Origin of the sequence: Sphingobacterium sp. HMA12, from assembly GCF_002933815.1 — a bacterium.
In the GTDB taxonomy this organism is placed as follows: domain Bacteria; phylum Bacteroidota; class Bacteroidia; order Sphingobacteriales; family Sphingobacteriaceae; genus Sphingobacterium.
The window spans coordinates 347,747-365,909 of sequence record NZ_BEYR01000001.1 but is presented as its reverse complement, the minus strand read 5'-3'; the positions used below and the strand labels follow the sequence as shown (position 1 = coordinate 365,909).

The window sequence follows — 18,163 nt, the reverse complement described above, 5'->3', positions numbered from 1 at the left end:
TTTATCCAACTCTAAAATCGAATAGCATCCGATAATTTAAGTTCCTCTAGGCGTTTGACCTTATCATCACGGTAAAAGAGATTCATGGTCTCAAAGGGGATTAACTTCAGATCTTTATTGACAATATGTACACATGATTTTTTGACCGCGCGGACATCGAAATCATAAGCATCCATAAAATTCATGATAATGATGCGGAAAAGATTATCATAATCCAGTTCAGGAGCACAAACCTCAGGCAGACAGCATAACAGTTGATTCACCTTGGGTTTGACTTTATCCACCGAAATACCGGTACTGAAAATATCCAATAGTTGCATTTGAACACCGGTATCCTGCTCATATACAATGGTATTACGGGACTGGTTATTCAATAGTACAGCGGGATCAATATGTCGTGTCAGTGGAATCTTTTCCTCACCTATCTTAAGCACATACCCCATCGCCAGGGCATCTGGATTACACGGCACTGGAATGATATCATGCGGATTCAACAAGGGATATTGATCCAGGATTTCCTGCCTGACCTCAGTGAGTGTCATTTTATTCTGTTGAGCATCCTGTGCGTTTCGTCCGGCAATCTCCACCGGTTGGAAGGTCACTCCGCGGACACACCGTTGATTCAAAGCATAATCCAGTATCTCTCCAATCTCATCGTCATTGGTACCCTTCTCCAGGACCACTACGAGCGTCGTGCTCAGATTTAAACCATTGAGCTTTTCAATGGCTTTTTTACGTACATCGGTCAGATCCTTTCCCCTAAACTTCTCAAGCACTTCCGGTCGGAAAGAATCAAATTGCAGGTAAATTTCAAATTCTGGAGCGTAGGTTGCAAGTTGTTCAGCAAACCCGGGGTCATTTGCAATGCGGATACCATTGGTATTCAGCATCAAATGTTTTATCGGTTTTGTTTTTGCAATATCCAATATCTTAAAAAACTCCGGATGGATAGTTGGCTCTCCCCCACTGATCTGAACCACATCCGGCTCACCTTCGCTTTCAACGATCTTGTCAAACATACGTTCGATTTCCTCCAGCGAGCGATGCCTCCCATAATGGGGCGAAGACATGGCGTAGCAGGTCGGACATGTCAGATTGCAACGATCGGTCACTTCGACGATAGAAAGACAGCTGTGCTGTTCGTGATCGACACATAAACCGCAATCGTAAGGACAGCCATAGTGGACCTCATTTTCAAATTTTAACGGTGTCTCGGATGCCTTATTATAGTTCCGGATATTTTTATAATATTCCACATCAGTTGCGATCAGCGTTTTGAAAAAACCGTGATCAGGGCAATTTTTGGTCATAAAGACCTTTTCATCTTCGATGATAATCTTTGCACCTACACGCGAAAGACAAGTCGGGCACAAACTGATGGTATAATCGTAATACGTATAATTTCTAACTGGCATATATCTATCGCTAATTAATTTAGTGCTATTCCACAGGCAACCCCACCAGCGATCATTGCTCCAATACCGCCCAATAATACTTTCAGCCAAGGGTTAACATTAAACCTAGACTCTTTATTATTGGATTTCATAATCGAACCGATGATGATGACCAAAAGTGCTATTCCAATGACCATAGCACCTCCAAACAGTAAAAACAAACCCAAAACGGCTGTGTTTTCCGAACCAAATGATCCTTCGAGTAAATACATAATTTAGACCTTCCTTTCTATATGCGCATTCTTCAATAAATAAATATAATAAATTATCACAATAAGACAGGTAATCTGTATGGTACTCATCCCAAAAAGAATGATTGCCCTTGGCTTTATAAAATCCAATAAAAGACGAAAGCCAAAATAACTGAGCATAAAAAGCTGAAAGAGGAAACCATTTTGGAATATAAATCTCCGTTTAAACAACTGCAATAAAAGAAATAGCAGCATCAGAAATGCAATCTCGTATAAGGCCACCGGATGTCTCCGATAACTATCACCAAGGTACATCCCCAATGGACAGTCCGTAGGCAAGCCATAAGTCTGCTCAAATACGCCCGTATAAAAACAGCCTATCCTTCCGATCATAATCGCAACAATCAGAGGAAATACCATGAGATCGCCGGTGCTCTCTTTCTTACCCATGATTTTTTTTATCAGTTCCACCCCGAGCAGGCCGCCCGCCAGGCCGCCTACAATGGTATTATTTAACCAGATGTAGCGTATTTTGCTCACTGCACGCAACAGTTCCTCGGGACGTTCCAACGAACCAATGATATGGGATCCGATCAACGCGCCTAAGGCCGCCGCAATAACAATCAAAAGTGAATTGGTGTGCCCTAAACTTTCCCTGTCCTTCCATTTCAGCAGCTGATAATAGCGCATCCCCATAAACATCCCTAATCCTTCCATAAACGGATGTAGGAGGAAGGTCTTTCCAAATAGGTCAATGGTAACCGGAAATTCAATGGCTGTAAGCATAAACAAGTATACAAAAGACATTTTAGATATCTATACATGAAAAATAGAAAGCCGGTCCATAAAATGAACCGGCTCTTTAAATCTGTTTTCATCTAAAATTGTCGCTTACAGTTGATCGCTGTAAACAAATCTGATTTCTTCTCTCAAATTATAACGGGAGGCCATTACCTCACCATAGGCTCCTGCTGAACGGATAGCGATCAAGTCCCCACGTTTTGATATGGGCAAAGGCACTTCCTTTCCAAAGCAGTCCGAGGATTCACAAATTGGCCCGACAACATCATAGTTTAGCGCTTCTGCCTCGGTGCTCTCACTGATATTCTCCATTTTATGGTAAGCCTGGTACAAAGCCGGACGCATCAATTCAGTCATTCCCGCATCCAGTACTAAAAAGTTTTTCTTGACACCATTCTTAACATATAATACACGGCTTACTAAGCTTCCACACTGAGCGACTAGGGCTCTGCCTAGCTCAAAATGAACTTCCTGATGTGGCTTGCGCTCCAAGAAGCGGTCAAAAATATCAAAATAAGCTTCAAAATCCGGAATCGGATTACCATCCGGATTTTTATAGTCTATCCCAAGTCCCCCACCGACGTTCAGCACACGGATCTTTGTTCCGCGCTCCTCAAACCAGTTCTTCCACTCGTTGACCTTTACGCACAAACTTTTGAATACCGTCATATCGGTAATCTGGGAGCCCACATGAAAGTGTAATCCTACCAATTCTATAAAATCACATTTCTTAAGAACAGCAGCGCATTTCTCGAGATCAGCATTTGGAATACCAAATTTGTTCTCGTCGAGTCCTGTTGTAATATAATGATGGGTATGTGCATCAACATTGGGATTTATGCGCAAAGCAACATGGGCTTTTACACCTTGTTTTGAAGCCAATTCGTTGATAACTTCAAGCTCCTGAATAGACTCTACATTGAATGCAAAGATATTTTGCTGTAGTGCATAATTGATCTCCTTATCCGATTTTCCAACGCCGGCAAAAGTAATATTCTGTGGCGCGAAGCCACATTCAATAGCCTTTTTCACTTCATTTCCGCTCACACAGTCCGCTCCGAAGCCGATCTGTTGGATGGTTTTTAATAACACCTCATTAAAATTGGCTTTCAATGCATAATGAACATGGAATCCCCTTTTGTGGGAAGCAGTATAAGCCGCTTCCAAGGTTTTGTTTAACACGGCCAAGTCGTAGTAATAAAACGGCGTTTCTTTCTCTGCAAATTTTGCCGCAATAGCTGTATTTATCATATAAAACCTACTTTCTTAAAATAAACGATTATGCAATGAGCGTAAAGCCTCAGTTTTATGATCCGAATTCAATAAAATGGATACATTAAAGTCCGAACCACCGTATGAAATCATACGAACCGGAAGATGTTTTACAGCATCAAGTACACGTGCAGCATAACCATGGCTATTCAGACCGAAGTCACCGACCACACAGACAATTGTCTGATCGCCGTCTACTGTAACAGAACCAAAGTCTTCCACTTCTTTAATAATATCGGCTAAATTGGTCGTATCATCTATGGTCAATGAAACCGCTACTTCTGAAGTAGTAATCATATCGATAGGTGTTTTATAGCGCTCAAAAATCTCGAAAACACGACGTAGGAATCCGTAAGCAAGTAACATTCTTGAAGAATGAATATGAATGGCGGTGATACCATCTTTTGCGGCGATTGCTCTGATACAACCTTTTTGTGCGCCATCTTTGCTAATTAATGTTCCTTTAGCATTGGGCTCCATCGTATTTAACAGACGCACCGGCACATTATATTTTTGTGCAGGAAACACCGATTGCGGGTGTAATATCTTCGCCCCAAAATAAGCTAATTCGGCTGCTTCGTCGAAGCTAAGATGCGCGATCGGCGTCGTACCTTTTACGACACGCGGGTCATTATTGTGCATACCATCAATGTCTGTCCAGATCTGAACTTCATCGGCACGGATAGCTGCTCCGATCAATGAAGCTGTATAATCCGATCCACCGCGGCGTAGGTTATCGATTTCACCAAATGAATTTCTACAGATAAATCCCTGTGTGATAAACAAGGTATTTTCGGGGTGCTGAGCCAAAATTGCACTCAATTTTTCACCGATATATTCCACCATTGGCTCATTATCCTCATCGATTTTCATAAAATCCAATGCTGGCAACAAGACGGATGAGATGCCGATTTCATTAAGGTAAAAATGCCATAATGCGGTAGAAATCAATTCACCTTGTGCCAAAATAATTTTTTCTTCAATTGGCGTAAACAGCTCATTTGCCAAGCTGGAAATTAGGTTAAAATGATAGTCGATGAGCTCCTTGCCATTTTTATAGCCAGCTTCAGTATTAAAAAGTTCCTTAATAAGGTCTTCGTACTTATCCTTGTGCTTCTTGATCAAATCCTTAGCCTCGTCCTTCTTACCTACTGTGTAAGCCTGACCAATTTCCACTAAAGCATTTGTCGTTCCAGCTACCGCGGACAACACAACGATCTGACGTTCCAAAGGGTTTACAATATCCAACAACCCTTTGATACGTACTGCACTTCCTACTGAAGTACCACCAAATTTTAAAACTTTCATACTAAAGTTACAATTATTAAATTTCTGTGCGCCAATATAGGCAATTCATGAATTTATATTAAAAAAAATGCGGCACAAAATCATGAAAGTTTTGTGCCGCATATATTTATTCTATGCGGAAGAATTACTTCTTCAAGTTTTCGATCAGTAAACCGGCCAATTCTTCACCGATTCTTTCTTGTGCTTCATTTGTCGCTGCGCCAATATGTGGTGTCAACGAAATCTTTGGATGTTTTAAAATTTCCTCACGCGGTGTAGGTTCGTTGTCGAATACATCTAAACCAGCAAATGCAACTTTGCCAGCATCCAATGCCTTTACCAACTCCAGCTCATCAATAACACCACCTCTGGAAGCGTTCACCAAGCCAACACCATCTTTCAATAGTGGGAATTCTGCAGCACCGATCGCTGGTTTATCCAAGAATGGTACATGTAAGGAGATAAAGTCAGAAACTTTCAACAAGTCGGTCATTTCTACCTGTTTGATCGGAACTTCCACCTGAATACCACCTGAAAGATCAATGGTTAGTCCTTTAGGACCTTCAAATAGATCCGTGTAGACAACATCCATTCCCAAACCAATGGCAATTTTAGCGACCTCACGACCGATACGGCCAAAACCTACAATACCAATTGTTTTTCCGCGAAGTTCAGTTCCCGCACCGTAGGCTTTTTTCAAAGCACCAAATTTGGTATTTCCTTCAACAGGCATTTTCCGGTTGGAGTCATATAAAAAACGTACGCCATTCAATAGGTGTGCAAAGACCAATTCAGCAACGGACAAAGACGATGCAGCTGGCGTATTAACAACAGCAATGCCTTTTGAACGCGCATATTCCACGTCAATATTATCCATTCCCACGCCACCACGACCGATTACTTTCAAATTTGGACAGCCGTCGATCAACCCCTGACGGACTTTAGTCGCACTACGTACAGTGATCGCATCATAGGCAGGTAGCTTTTCGGCCAACTCTTCCTGTGGTATATGGTTTGTATCTACAGTATGACCGGCATCTTCCAACATTTTCTTTCCTAATGGATCGATACCGTCATTTGCTAATATTTTCATCCTTATAATTTTTTATGCGGGCCGATTTTCATTGTATCAATGACTCTGTAACCCTGTTTACTTTGATATGATGAGGCGAACAAACCTTTTGCAGATCAACGATATGATCTCCATGAAGCTGGTTTATTTCATCAGCATACTTTTTTAATCAATTTTATTATTTGTGCGTATCTTCAAATTCCTTCATGGCATCAATTAAAGCGTTCACGCTACTCAATGGCAATGCATTGTAGATTGAAGCTCTAAATCCACCTACCGAACGGTGACCTTTAATACCAATCAGATTGCGCTCTTTCGCCAAAGCCAGAAATTCGGCTTCCAATTCTGGCGTATCCATGACGAAAGTCACATTCATACGCGAGCGGTCTTCCACTGCTGCAGTACCTTTGAATAAAGGATTGCGGTCGATCTCATCATATAATGCACGTGCTTTAATGATATTCTCCTGCTCTAAAACAGGCACACCACCTTTTGCTTTTAACCAACGTAGATTCAACATCGAAACAAAGATCGAATAAACCGGAGGAGTATTATACATGGAACCTCCATCGATATGCAATTTGTAATCTAACATCGAAGGTAGAACACGTCCTGATTTCCCCAAAATATCATCTTTCACAATAACCAACGTTACACCAGCGGGTCCCATATTTTTTTGTGCTCCAGCATAGATCAAGTCGTAATCGGCAACATTGATCTCACGGGAAAAAATATCAGAAGACATATCCACAACCACCGGTAAATCCGTAGCCGGTTTTTCAAACACCTCGGTACCATAAATAGTATTATTTGCCGTATAGTGGAAATAAGCAGCATCTGCAGGAATTGAATATCCTTTAGGGATATAAGAATAATTTTTATCTATCGACGAAGCTACAACATCAACCGTTCCGAATTTCTTAGCTTCTTTTAAAGCTTTAGTCGCCCATACACCAGTATCTAAATAAGCGGCTTTACCGCCCTCAGGTAACAGGTTTAGGGGGGCCATCGCAAATTGTAGACTAGCTCCACCTTGTAAGAAAAGAATCGAATATCCTTGTGGCACAACTAATAGTTCACGTACTAACTGAGTCGCCTCATCTATCACTGCTTCAAACTCTTTGGAACGGTGAGAGATCTCTAAAATTGATAAACCTGTGTTGTTAAAATCAATTACAGCTTCTGAGGCTTGTTGAAATACTTCCTTTGGCAGAATACATGGACCTGCTCCAAAATTATGTTTCATTGATGTTATAGTTTGTTTGATTGCCCTTTCTGAACCCTAGTAAAGCAATCTGTTGTTTTAAAAACCAAAGGTAAAATAAAATTATATATTTTTCAACTATTCTGTTTTTTTATTGAAAATTTACAAAATTCTGAATCATTTCAATAAAAATATCACACAACATGATACCGATTGGTTGTTAAAATAATCAAAGAAGAAGCACTTTCCAAGCCATATCTAATTGATTATCTTGCAAATACTCTTTCGCTTTAAGCTGAAGATGGACATTACGGGAGGATTGATCACCGATGAAGGCATTTAATAATTCATAAATTTCAGGCAGGGGTGTAATTTCATCTACCTCTTGCGGTGTAGGTAAACGGTCTATCTGAGCCAGTTTAATTTTATCTTCCGTACTAAATACGGGGGATTCTTTTACAAAAGAGGGTAGTTGATCATATTGCATAAAAAAGCAGAAATTTTAATCAAATTTCTGCTTAATATCTTAAAAAAGAAAATTCTTATATTTTTTCAATGATCCGATCTGCGAACTCACTGGTTTTCACTAATGTTGCATCATGCATCAGATTGTAAAAATCTACAGTTACCGTTTTTGCAATAATGGTTTCACCGAGTGCCTTTATAATAGCTGCCGAAGCCTCTGTCCAGCCTAAATATTCCAGCATCATCACCCCACTGAGAATGACAGATGAAGGATTCATGGTATTTGTATTTGCAAATCGTGGTGCTGTACCATGAGTAGCTTCAAAAACAGCATGCCCTGTCTTAAAGTTGATATTCGCGCCGGGTGCAATTCCTATCCCCCCGACCATCGCCGCAAGGGCATCGGAGATATAGTCTCCATTTAGATTCAACGTAGCCACTACCGAAAAATCACGTGGATTGAGCAAGATCTGTTGTAAGAAATTATCCGCAATGATATCCTTGATCAAGATTTTGCCCGAAGCCAAGGCTTCTTTCTGTTCTTGATTGGCAGCCGCCTCACCTTTTTCCCCTTTAGTCCGCTCCCATTGCCCCCAGGTATAGGTTTTATCCGCAAACTCTGTTTCTGCAACCTCAAAACCCCAGATTTTAAAAGCCCCTTCGGTATATTTCATGATATTCCCCTTGTGGACGATGGTCACCGAAGGTAATGCATATCGAATGGCATGTTCGATCGCTGCGCGAACCAGGCGTTTGGATCCTTCCTCAGAAACCAGTTTGACCCCTACCCCTGTCGTACTCGAAAAGTTATAATCAATATCAAGTTCATCATGAAGGAAATCCTGCAATTTATTGGATTCAGCGCTGCCGGCCTGAAACTCTATCCCCGCATAAATGTCTTCGGTATTCTCCCGAAAAATTACCATATCCACATATTCGGGATGTCTGACGGGAGACGGCACACCTTCAAACCATTTTGTCGGTCGCTGGCAGACGTAGAGATCCAGATCTTTCCGCAAGGCAACATTCAATGAGCGAATACCACCGCCTACAGGCGTAGTCAATGGCCCTTTTATGCCCACCAGATATTCACGTAATATAGCTAAGGTTGCCTTTGGCAACCACTCACCGGTTTCATGAAATGCTTTTTCTCCTGCCAAAACTTCTTTCCAACTGATTTTCCGCCGTCCATTATAGACCTTCTCCACGGCTTGATCAAAAACACGCACTGCAGCATGCCATAGGTCAGGACCTATGCCATCACCGATGATAAAAGGAATGGTTGGGAAATCTGGAACCTGTAGTGTTCCTTCGTTGGACATTGTAATCTTATTTGACATAAATCTGCGTTTTTAGCGGATAGCAACTATCCTTTATTAAACATATTTCCAATCTCTTTACTAATCTTCCGGAATATCGGTGCAGCCTCAACATCTTCGTATTCGTCGATATGTGCATTTTCTATCCTACTAGGAAACACCAAAACAAGGTTTTCGTTTGCATAGATGCGATCTAATTTTTTTGCAACACCATCCAGCGAATCCCGGTAAGATACTTCTCCGTTCCGCGCAGAAACAAAGATAAACATGGAATCTTCTTCTTTAAACGCTTTTAGTCCCTGTAAATTATCCCAGTCATCGTAATGCCTGAACGTCACGGGAACAGAGTTCTTGATTTCGGCAAGATGAGCCTTGATCGCCGAAGCAGAACGTGTATCAACGACAAAGGAAATGGGAACCGAAAGCTCCTGAGCAAGTTTGATAACCTTCTCTAACCAGTATTCAAAACCAAACTCGGCCTCACACATCGGCGGAGCAAACACAACAATAGATTTATTGGAAATAAAAGGCTTCTTAAAATGACAGAGCATTACATTGGCTGACGTTCTGTTGAGAATACTTTCTGTTTTTTCACCGACAAATTTATCCATAAAATTGGCTGCGCTTGGCCAACCCAACACAATACAATTTGCCGAGACCTCTTTTGCTGACCGGGCCACACCGCTGGCAATATTTAAATCTATCGTTGCACTGATATTGACGTTTGTCTCTGAACCGGAAGCATAACGGACCATATTGTCCAGATTCTTACGCGCGCGGGCCATATTCAGTTGTGCCTGTTCATTATCCTTTACTACAGATACAATACTCACCGGATAGGTACACTTCTTACTCTTGATGTAAGTTGAAAAATCAAGGATAGGCTCCATATTATCCATATTAGCAATGGAGATCAATATGTTTTCATCTTTTTCTCTTACCACATCTATATGCTCCTCATCCTGCTCACCATCCATGACCACTTTTTTAGAAGCATTTCCCGTGACGATGGTCGCAACTATACAGGTCACCAGAATGAGCAAAATTGTTCCGTTCAGCACATTTTCATCTATAATTCCATTTTTGTGACCGACCATAATAACAGCCAGCGTAGCAGCAGCATGGGCACTGCTCAGACCAAAAATCAGATTGCGCTGCCCCCGGCTATATTTGAATATCTTCTGTGTCAGCCAAGCAGCCGCATATTTCCCCACAATTGCCACAATTGTCAAGGTTCCTGCAATGATTAATGCCTGCGGGCCCTTCAAGATTACGCTCACGTCCACGATCATACCTACAGATATCAGGAAGAACGGAATAAAGATCGCATTACCGATAAATTCGATTCGATTCATCAGTGCCGAAGAATGTGGGATCAATTTATTCAAAGCCAACCCAGCGACAAAGGCTCCGATGATGGGCTCCAAACCTGCAATTTCAGCCAAAAAAGCGGCAAAAAACACTACGGAAAGCACAAAAATATAGTTTGATGTCTTTTCACTACCCAACCGTTCAAAAAACCATTTTGCAATCCGAGGGATAATTCCAAACATGATAAAAAGGAAAATCGCAAAGGAAATTCCCAAAGTCACCCAGAATTCATTGCCAATATTTCCCTGTGAAACACCCGTAATAACGGCTAATATAATCAGTACCGCGGTATCGGTCAGGATCGTTCCTCCGATCGTAATTGCCACTGCTTCCATCTTAGAAATACCATAGCTATTCACAATGGGATAAGACACCAGGGTGTGGGTCGCAAACATGCTCGATATCAACAGACTAGCAAGCACATCATAGCCCAACAGCAGATGACAAACGGGATAACCGATGCTTATAGGAACGATAAATGTAAAAAAACCAAAAAGTAAGCTTTTATTTTTAGTCTTTTTGAATTCATTCATATCCAGTTCCAGCCCGGCAATAAACATGATATATAAAAGCCCGATAGTTGAAAACAGGTTAATAGCAGAATTTTTCTCCAGCCAATTTAATCCATGGGGCCCAATAATAACACCGGATATAATCAGCCCAATGATGCCTGGTACCTTAATCGGCCGAAGAACAATGGGGGAAAGTAGAATAATAAAAAGTACCAGGGAAAAAATAAGTACGGGATTCTGTAAGGGCGCTTCGAAAGCGTGGGAAATATGCTCGAAAGTTTTATTCATATGTGCTCGTATGCTATCGGTAAAATGTGTCCACTTGTTTTTCGCTATTGGTCGAAACAGCTAACAGCTCTAAAAATACGATTTTTCCAGCAAAACGATGCTTAAAAAAGGCCTTACTTAAAAGAAATTGCTTTTATCGGACTAATCTTGCTGATTAACATCGAAGGAATAAACAGGGAAACCATACCAATAAAGACTACAGCGAGATTGACCAATACAACGTCTGACCAATAAAGCTTTACAGCAACATAAGAAATATAGTAGGTTTGTTCATCCAACTTGAAAAAATGGGTATAATCCTGTAGAAAATAAAAACCTAAACCGATGAGATTACCGATCAGAAGACCAAGACCAATCAGGTATAATGCACTATACATAAACACCCGTCGAATACCTGCATTATGGTAGCCTAGGGCCTTTAAAATACCGATCATGGACGTGCGTTCAAGGATAGTTATCAATAAGGCCGAAATCATATTGATAATGGCCACCACAGTCATAAGTATAAAGATAATCTTGGTATTCATATCCAATAGATCCAGCCACTGGAAAATATCCGGCACTTGATCTTTAATATTGATTGCCTGCATATCAATCGGCAACATATCCTCTATTTTAGCTGTTGTCTGTCCCAGCTGACTGAAATCCTTAATCCGAATTTCATATCCCCCCACCTCATTATCATCAAGATTGCTCAGTTTTCTAATGAGGTTAAGCGATCCGATCACGTACACTTTATCTAGTTCTTCTGAGCCTGTATTAAATATTCCTTTAATGACAAACTTTCTTTTACGGATAGGCTCCTGAACAAAATACATAATAAAGTCATCACCTACTTTTAAGAGGAGGCGGTCGGCCAGATATTTAGAGATTAGAATTTGATTATCGGCATTCTCGGACTTAAAGTCTATCGTATTCCCTTCAAGCAGCATATTTTTTATCGGCTGCTGATCATAGAGCGAATCAATTCCTTTTAAAACAACACCTTCCACCTCGTCGTTCACATTGATGATGCCAGCCTTGGTCGCAAATGCATTGATGGAATACACTTGCGGATTCGCCAATATGGTTTTATGAAGTTCGGGAGTAAGTGAAATAGGTGAATTCTCGTAGGATTGATTTAGATCGTAACGCAAAACCAGTACATCCGCAAAAAAGCCGCGTTGCTTGCTAATGATCTCTCCTTTAAATCCCCGCAAAACAGCAATAGAGATAATAATGGCAGCAATGGCTAGCGCAATTGCACCAATTGTAACCCGAACTATCAACTTAGAGAAGGTCCGTTTACCGGAAAATGCTATTCGATTTGCTAAAAAATAAGGAAAATTCAAGCTTTCAATATATTTATGTAACTTCGCAAAGTTATAAAAATTTGTTATTTACAAAACTGTAATAACAAATAATTAGCGCTTTCGTGGCGGATTGATTATCTGTCAGACTATTGATTGATTTTAAGAATTTTATAAAAATACCTATACTATGCGTATCATTTTCATGGGGACTCCTGACTTTGCGGTAGCTTCACTTGAAGCACTCATTCAATCTGGCGAACAAGTCGTTGCTGTCGTTACAGTTCCGGACAAGCCGGCAGGCCGCGGACAGAAAATACAGGAATCAGCCGTTAAAATATACGCTACTAAACATCAGATTCCCGTTCTGCAACCGGTCAAACTCCGGGACGAAGGCTTTCTTAACGAGCTAAGGAACTATCAGGCTGACCTTCAGGTCGTAGTCGCATTCCGCATGTTGCCCGAAATGGTCTGGAATATGCCAAAATATGGTACCATTAACGTCCACGCTTCTTTACTTCCGCAGTACAGGGGTGCTGCACCGATCAATCATGCCATTATGAATGGCGAAAAAGAATCCGGAGTGACCACATTCCTGTTGCAGCATGAAATTGACACGGGAAATATACTGTTGGCCGAAAAAGTTGCTATCCGTGAGACAGATACTGCCGGAGATCTTCACGATAACCTGATGCATGCAGGAGCCCGAACTTTGCTCCAAACAATCCAGGCGCTAAAAGCAGGAACTTTACAACCCAAAAGCCAAGATGACATCGTCCCAACAACCGCATTGAAACATGCACCAAAAATCTTCAAAGATGATTGTAAAATCAACTGGGATCAACCTACTGATGTCGTTTATAACTTTATACGTGGACTCAGTCCCTACCCAACAGCATTCACGACCCTGAAAGACAAAGTATTAAAAATATATAAAACGGAAAAAGAGCAAACAGCTACTGCTGTCCTCCCGGGAACAATAGAGACAGACCAAAAAAGCTATTTAAAGTTTGCAACGCAAGATGGCTATATCAGCGTATCAGAACTGCAACTGGAAGGCAAAAAGAAAATGAATGTAGTAGACTTTTTAAAAGGCTATAGATTCTAATTTTTCTCGTCATCGCCATCATAATATTGCAACAAATCACCGGGCTGGCAGCCTAGCGCTTTACATATTGCTTCAAGTGTATCTAACCGCAGGGCCTTGGCCTTTTGGTTTTTTATGATTGAAAGATTAGAAAGCGTAATCCCTACACTATCACTCAATTGGTTAAGTGACATTTTTTTCTCTTTCATTATTTTATCCAAATGAATTAAGATTGGCATATTATAATTTTTATTCCTTTAAATTTATTTAATGTCTCTAGTAAAACAAAACATATATCTTTTTGTTTTATCATAAAATTATCATTTTAAAATAAATTCAAAGAATGAGGTTTACGTAACATATCTGATATCATTAGATAAATTACTTGAGAATAGAAAAAAAATAAAAATTGTTAGGGCTTTAAATATCAATCAGTTGAATATTAAAGCGGCAATTGAGGAGGAAAAACAATATTAAATGGAATAGTTTTTGATAGTGTAAAATGAGGCTATACCAAATCATAACTCATTATAGATGAGAGGATAGATAATCCATTTTCCATTAATAATTCAAAAATTTTTCGTATTTTCGCAAACATTTCTTAGAGAGGAGAATTAATAAAAATTAATGAGACAGCTCAAAATTACACAATCTATCACCAATCGTGAGTCCCAGTCTTTGGACAAATACTTACACGAAATTGGTAAAGTAGACTTAATTACAGCAGAAGAAGAAGTAGAATTAGCACAGCGCATCCGAGAAGGCGATCAAGTTGCCTTGGAAAAATTGACTAAAACCAACCTTCGTTTCGTAGTATCAGTAGCAAAACAATATCAAAATCAAGGATTGACCTTAGGTGATTTAATCAATGAAGGCAACCTGGGCTTAATTAAAGCAGCTAAACGTTTTGACGAAACAAAGGGTTTTAAATTTATTTCTTATGCCGTTTGGTGGATTCGCCAATCTATTCTTCAAGCAATTGCTGAACAATCACGTATCGTACGTCTGCCATTGAACCAAGTCGGTTCTTTAAGCAAAATCAGTAAGGCTTTCTCAAAACTAGAACAGGAATACGAGCGGGAGCCATCTCCGGAAGAACTCGCAGATATCCTTGAAACCACCGTTGATAAGGTTTCGGATACCCTAAGTAACTCCGGTCGTCACGTATCCATGGATGCACCCTTTGTTCAAGGTGAAGAAAACACACTCTTGGATGTATTGGAAAACCATGACCCAGACACTGATAGCTCTTTAATTGACGAATCTCTTTCAGAAGAAATCAAGCGATCATTGGCAACTTTAACAGAAAGAGAACGTGAAATCATCGTTCTATTCTTTGGATTAGGTTCCAACCACCAACTGTCGCTCGAAGAAATCGGTGAGAAATTCAATTTGACACGTGAACGCGTACGTCAAATTAAAGACAAAGCTCTGCAACGTTTGAGACACACTTCAAGAAGCAAAATCTTAAAATCTTATTTAGGTTAAAAAAGATATTTATTGAAATTTTTGGCAATCCCAATCAGAAATGATTGGGATTTTTTTTATACAATAAGGGCCGTTTACTGCATGCAGTAAACGGCCCTTATTGTATATGCAATGGTTCTACCCTATTTAGAATCTGGCATCAAAATAAATTCAAAAAGTCGATCTTTTTTCAAATATTTCCCCGCAACATCCTGTACCGATTTCGGCGTTACTTTATTCAAGTTTTCCATGCGACGTGTATATCTACTGATATCCAGATCATTTTGGTAAGAACTGGAGATATAATTCAGCCAATAGCCGTTCTCCCGCAGGTTTAATTCATTCTGTCTTCTTTGTTCAGCCACAAATTTCTCAATATCCACCTTCTCCGGCCCTTTGTCCTGAATCTTCTTCACTTCATCCAAAGCTGAGCTGATCAATGGATCTGCCTTATCCACGGCTGAACCGAAGCCAATTGAAAAAGCATAACGTGCTTTAGGGAGTTTATTGAAACCGGCACGGGCACCAACACCATATACACCGCCTTCTTTCTCACGCAATCGCTCCAGTAATTTGATCGTTAATACACTTTCCAAAGCTTCCATATTGACGTTTTCATTTTCATTATAGCTATAGTCGCCATAATAAGCCAATTGTGTACTTGCCTTCTGCTCCTTGCCTTTATGCACGACAACGCGTTCCCCTTTGGCCGGCTCCAGAATATTTAAATCTTTGTAGCTTTCTCCCCTTTTGACCGCGGGCAGCGATGCAAGATAAGTCTCAATATATGGTTTAATCTGGTTTTCGTCAAAAGAGCCGACGATGGTAAAGACGAAATCCGAAGCATCTGCAAATCGCTCTTTATAAATTGCCAATGCACGATTAGGGTCAATCTTTGTAAGCGTTTCCACAGTCGGGTTTTGTCTGCGCACATTATTACCGTAGAGCACCTCTTTTACTTTATCTGAAAAGACATTATTGGGATCGCTCAGCCTGTTCTCCAATGATCCCTTTGCTCTGGTCATTGTACTCTGGAAGACATCGTTATCCAGACGTGGTTCTGTAAAATATCCATAGATCAACTCAAAAGCATTTTTTAGACCTTCTTTATCTGTGCTGCCAGAGATACCCTCATAGCGTTCGGAAATATACGGCGAAATCGAAACTTCTTTTCCGGCAAGGTATTTCGTTAACTCGACATTACTCATTTGTCCGACTCCGCTCGCATCTACCAATGAGGAAGCATTTGAGGCCGAGAAATAATCCGCATCAGAGTATAATGACGTTCCACCCGGGCTATAAGCCATAATCTGAATTTCGTCATTCTTAAAATCCGTTGGTTTTAAAATTACCTTCACTCCGTTGCTCAGTTGTAATTCCTTCGCTTGAACGGCGCCGATGTCTTTTGACGATAGAATAGTACCCTTGACAGGTTCTTTGGAGAGCAAAGGCAGATTAGAGACCCTATCTTCGTAGGCAGAGACCGGAGTATCTTCGACCGCCTTTACCCAGCCTAGAACAGCCTGTTCCGTAGGCAGGTTTGTTTTTTCCTTTTCGGGGCCCATAATCAATATATCACGATTTAAATCGGTATAATATTTTTTGACCAGGCCATTTACCTCTTCCAGTTTTAAAGTGGGCAATAATTGTTTCGTTAAGCTATAGGAAGCCTCGTTACTCAAGGCCGGCTCACTGTCGATAAAGTAGTTCAGGTACCGGTTGACATAGCTATCGGATTTTTTCTTATCCCGCTCAATATAAGCCATTTCATTGCCCTTCTTCATATCAGCAAGCGCGCGATCTAGTTCAGTCTGCGTAAAGCCGTATTTTTGGATACGCTCAAATTCGGTCAACATCGCTTTAAACCCTGATTCCAGTTCTCCCGGTTTAGGTACCACCACTAGGGAGAATGTGTTTAGGTTAGCCACAAAATCGCCAATACTACCCCCTGCTTGCATAAAAGGTGGATTGGGCTGCTGCATCAGCTCAGAAAAACGTCCAGCAATCATCTGATTGAAAATACTTTTAAGCAATTCATTGCGGTAATCTCCGACGGTAACCACCTTTTCCTTTTCGTTCTTAATCAAGATCTGGGCCACAGTGTAAGGAAGTTCTGGATCCGAGATCGTCAAAAATTGATTTTTATTCAATAGATCGACCCGAAACTCTTTACGTGGAAGAACCTTCTTCGGCATCGTCATATCCGAAAATAACACATTCACTTTTTCTTCGATTGCTTTAGGGTCTATATCACCTACGATAATGAGTGCCTGCAAATCTGGACGATACCAGTCCTGGTGAAACTTACGTATTTCGGTATACGGAAAGGTCTTTAAAATTTCTTCCGTACCAATCGGCAAACGTTTTGAATAAAGAGATCCGTTAAGTACCATCGGAAAATACTGATCTTGTAGACGTTGTTGCACACCTCTTCCCCCGCGTTTCTCTTCCAAAATTACCCCGCGCTCTTTATCAATTTCCTCCCCATCCAATAAAGCATCCTGCGCCCAGTCGCGCATGACCTGCAATCCATTTTTTAACAATTCAGGATCATCCGAAGGTATAGGTAATTGATAGACCGTTTGATCAAAACTGGTATAGGCATTCAGATCCGAGCCAAACCGAACACCAGCTTTCTGCAGGTAATTGACAAGTTCATTTTTTGGAAAGTGCTTTAAACCATTAAAGTTCATGTGTTCCAAAAAGTGCGCCAACCCGAGCTGCTTTTCATTTTCCAGAATCGAACCGGCTTTCATTCCTAAATACATTGTAACGCGGCCCTTAGGTTCTGTATTTTTACGGATAAAATATGTAAATCCATTTTTTAGTTTACCGGTGACAACTTCATTGTCGAAAGGCAATTTTTGATTTAAGTCCAAACTATCCTGTGACAGGATAGCTCTGGCTTCCGCCCTTAAGGTGGTTGGCATTTTTGCTTCTACTCCATAGAAAGTCGCCGGTAATAAAAAGGCTAATGCGAGTGGTTTAATGAATTTCATACAAAAAAATCTCTTTTTTTTAGTCAGTTGTTTTTTGCTAATTGTTTATATTAGGGTAAACGGGATTGGAGGCAAATTGTCCCGA

Annotated in this window: 15 protein-coding genes; 2 read left to right on the top strand and 13 right to left on the bottom strand. The window is 40.6% G+C overall.

Features of this window, described 5'->3' with window-relative positions; genetic code table 11:
• Positions 1-11: 11 nt before the first annotated feature.
• From HMAT_RS01475 to HMAT_RS01425, 11 genes are all read right to left on the bottom strand, one after another.
• Complete coding sequence (locus tag HMAT_RS01475) at positions 12-1,415, bottom strand: radical SAM protein (RefSeq protein ID WP_104381045.1); 1,404 nt, start codon at positions 1,413-1,415, stop codon at positions 12-14.
• Positions 1,416-1,429: 14 nt separating this feature from the next.
• Entirely contained in the window at positions 1,430-1,666 is a 237-nt protein-coding gene (locus tag HMAT_RS01470; protein ID WP_104381044.1) for a hypothetical protein, read from the bottom strand.
• 3 nt (positions 1,667-1,669) lie between these two features.
• Positions 1,670-2,452 carry a prolipoprotein diacylglyceryl transferase family protein gene (locus HMAT_RS01465; RefSeq protein WP_199768515.1) on the bottom strand — a complete coding sequence of 261 codons (783 nt, stop codon included), beginning with the start codon at positions 2,450-2,452 and terminating at the stop codon, positions 1,670-1,672.
• Between the two features lie 84 nt (positions 2,453-2,536).
• Positions 2,537-3,697 (bottom strand): diaminopimelate decarboxylase, encoded by a 1,161-nt coding sequence (gene lysA, locus HMAT_RS01460; protein ID WP_104381042.1) that lies wholly within the window; start codon positions 3,695-3,697, stop codon positions 2,537-2,539.
• 15 nt (positions 3,698-3,712) lie between these two features.
• Positions 3,713-5,026 (bottom strand): aspartate kinase, encoded by a 1,314-nt coding sequence (locus tag HMAT_RS01455; RefSeq protein WP_104381041.1) that lies wholly within the window; start codon positions 5,024-5,026, stop codon positions 3,713-3,715.
• Positions 5,027-5,150: 124 nt separating this feature from the next.
• The gene (locus tag HMAT_RS01450; RefSeq protein ID WP_104381040.1) at positions 5,151-6,098 is read right to left on the bottom strand and encodes a D-2-hydroxyacid dehydrogenase; all 948 of its coding nucleotides are present in this window, start codon (positions 6,096-6,098) and stop codon (positions 5,151-5,153) included.
• A 157-nt stretch (positions 6,099-6,255) separates the two neighbouring features.
• A complete protein-coding gene (gene serC / locus HMAT_RS01445) occupies positions 6,256-7,323 on the bottom strand; it encodes a 3-phosphoserine/phosphohydroxythreonine transaminase (RefSeq protein ID WP_104381039.1) in 1,068 nt (355 codons plus the stop codon).
• A gap of 187 nt (positions 7,324-7,510) precedes the next feature.
• Positions 7,511-7,768: a hypothetical protein gene (locus HMAT_RS01440; RefSeq protein ID WP_104381038.1), complete on the bottom strand. Its 258-nt coding sequence runs from the start codon at positions 7,766-7,768 to the stop codon at positions 7,511-7,513.
• 55 nt (positions 7,769-7,823) lie between these two features.
• Positions 7,824-9,086, bottom strand: a complete 1,263-nt coding sequence (gene icd, locus HMAT_RS01435; protein ID WP_104381037.1) for an NADP-dependent isocitrate dehydrogenase — start codon at positions 9,084-9,086, stop codon at positions 7,824-7,826.
• 26 nt (positions 9,087-9,112) lie between these two features.
• Positions 9,113-11,236 carry a cation:proton antiporter gene (locus HMAT_RS01430; RefSeq protein WP_104381036.1) on the bottom strand — a complete coding sequence of 708 codons (2,124 nt, stop codon included), beginning with the start codon at positions 11,234-11,236 and terminating at the stop codon, positions 9,113-9,115.
• Positions 11,237-11,349: 113 nt separating this feature from the next.
• Positions 11,350-12,567 (bottom strand): ABC transporter permease, encoded by a 1,218-nt coding sequence (locus HMAT_RS01425; RefSeq protein ID WP_104381035.1) that lies wholly within the window; start codon positions 12,565-12,567, stop codon positions 11,350-11,352.
• A gap of 148 nt (positions 12,568-12,715) precedes the next feature.
• Between HMAT_RS01425 and fmt the strand changes: the two genes are divergently transcribed.
• Positions 12,716-13,633: a methionyl-tRNA formyltransferase gene (gene fmt / locus HMAT_RS01420; protein ID WP_104381034.1), complete on the top strand. Its 918-nt coding sequence runs from the start codon at positions 12,716-12,718 to the stop codon at positions 13,631-13,633.
• On the opposite strand, the gene HMAT_RS01415 is transcribed toward fmt, so the two are convergent.
• Complete coding sequence (locus HMAT_RS01415) at positions 13,630-13,851, bottom strand: helix-turn-helix transcriptional regulator (RefSeq protein WP_104381033.1); 222 nt, start codon at positions 13,849-13,851, stop codon at positions 13,630-13,632. The genes fmt and HMAT_RS01415 overlap by 4 nt on opposite strands.
• 388 nt (positions 13,852-14,239) lie before the next feature.
• Between HMAT_RS01415 and HMAT_RS01410 the strand changes: the two genes are divergently transcribed.
• Entirely contained in the window at positions 14,240-15,100 is an 861-nt protein-coding gene (locus HMAT_RS01410; protein ID WP_028068906.1) for an RNA polymerase sigma factor RpoD/SigA, read from the top strand.
• Positions 15,101-15,222: 122 nt separating this feature from the next.
• On the opposite strand, the gene HMAT_RS01405 is transcribed toward HMAT_RS01410, so the two are convergent.
• Entirely contained in the window at positions 15,223-18,078 is a 2,856-nt protein-coding gene (locus HMAT_RS01405) for a pitrilysin family protein (RefSeq protein ID WP_104381032.1), read from the bottom strand.
• Positions 18,079-18,163: the final 85 nt, after the last annotated feature.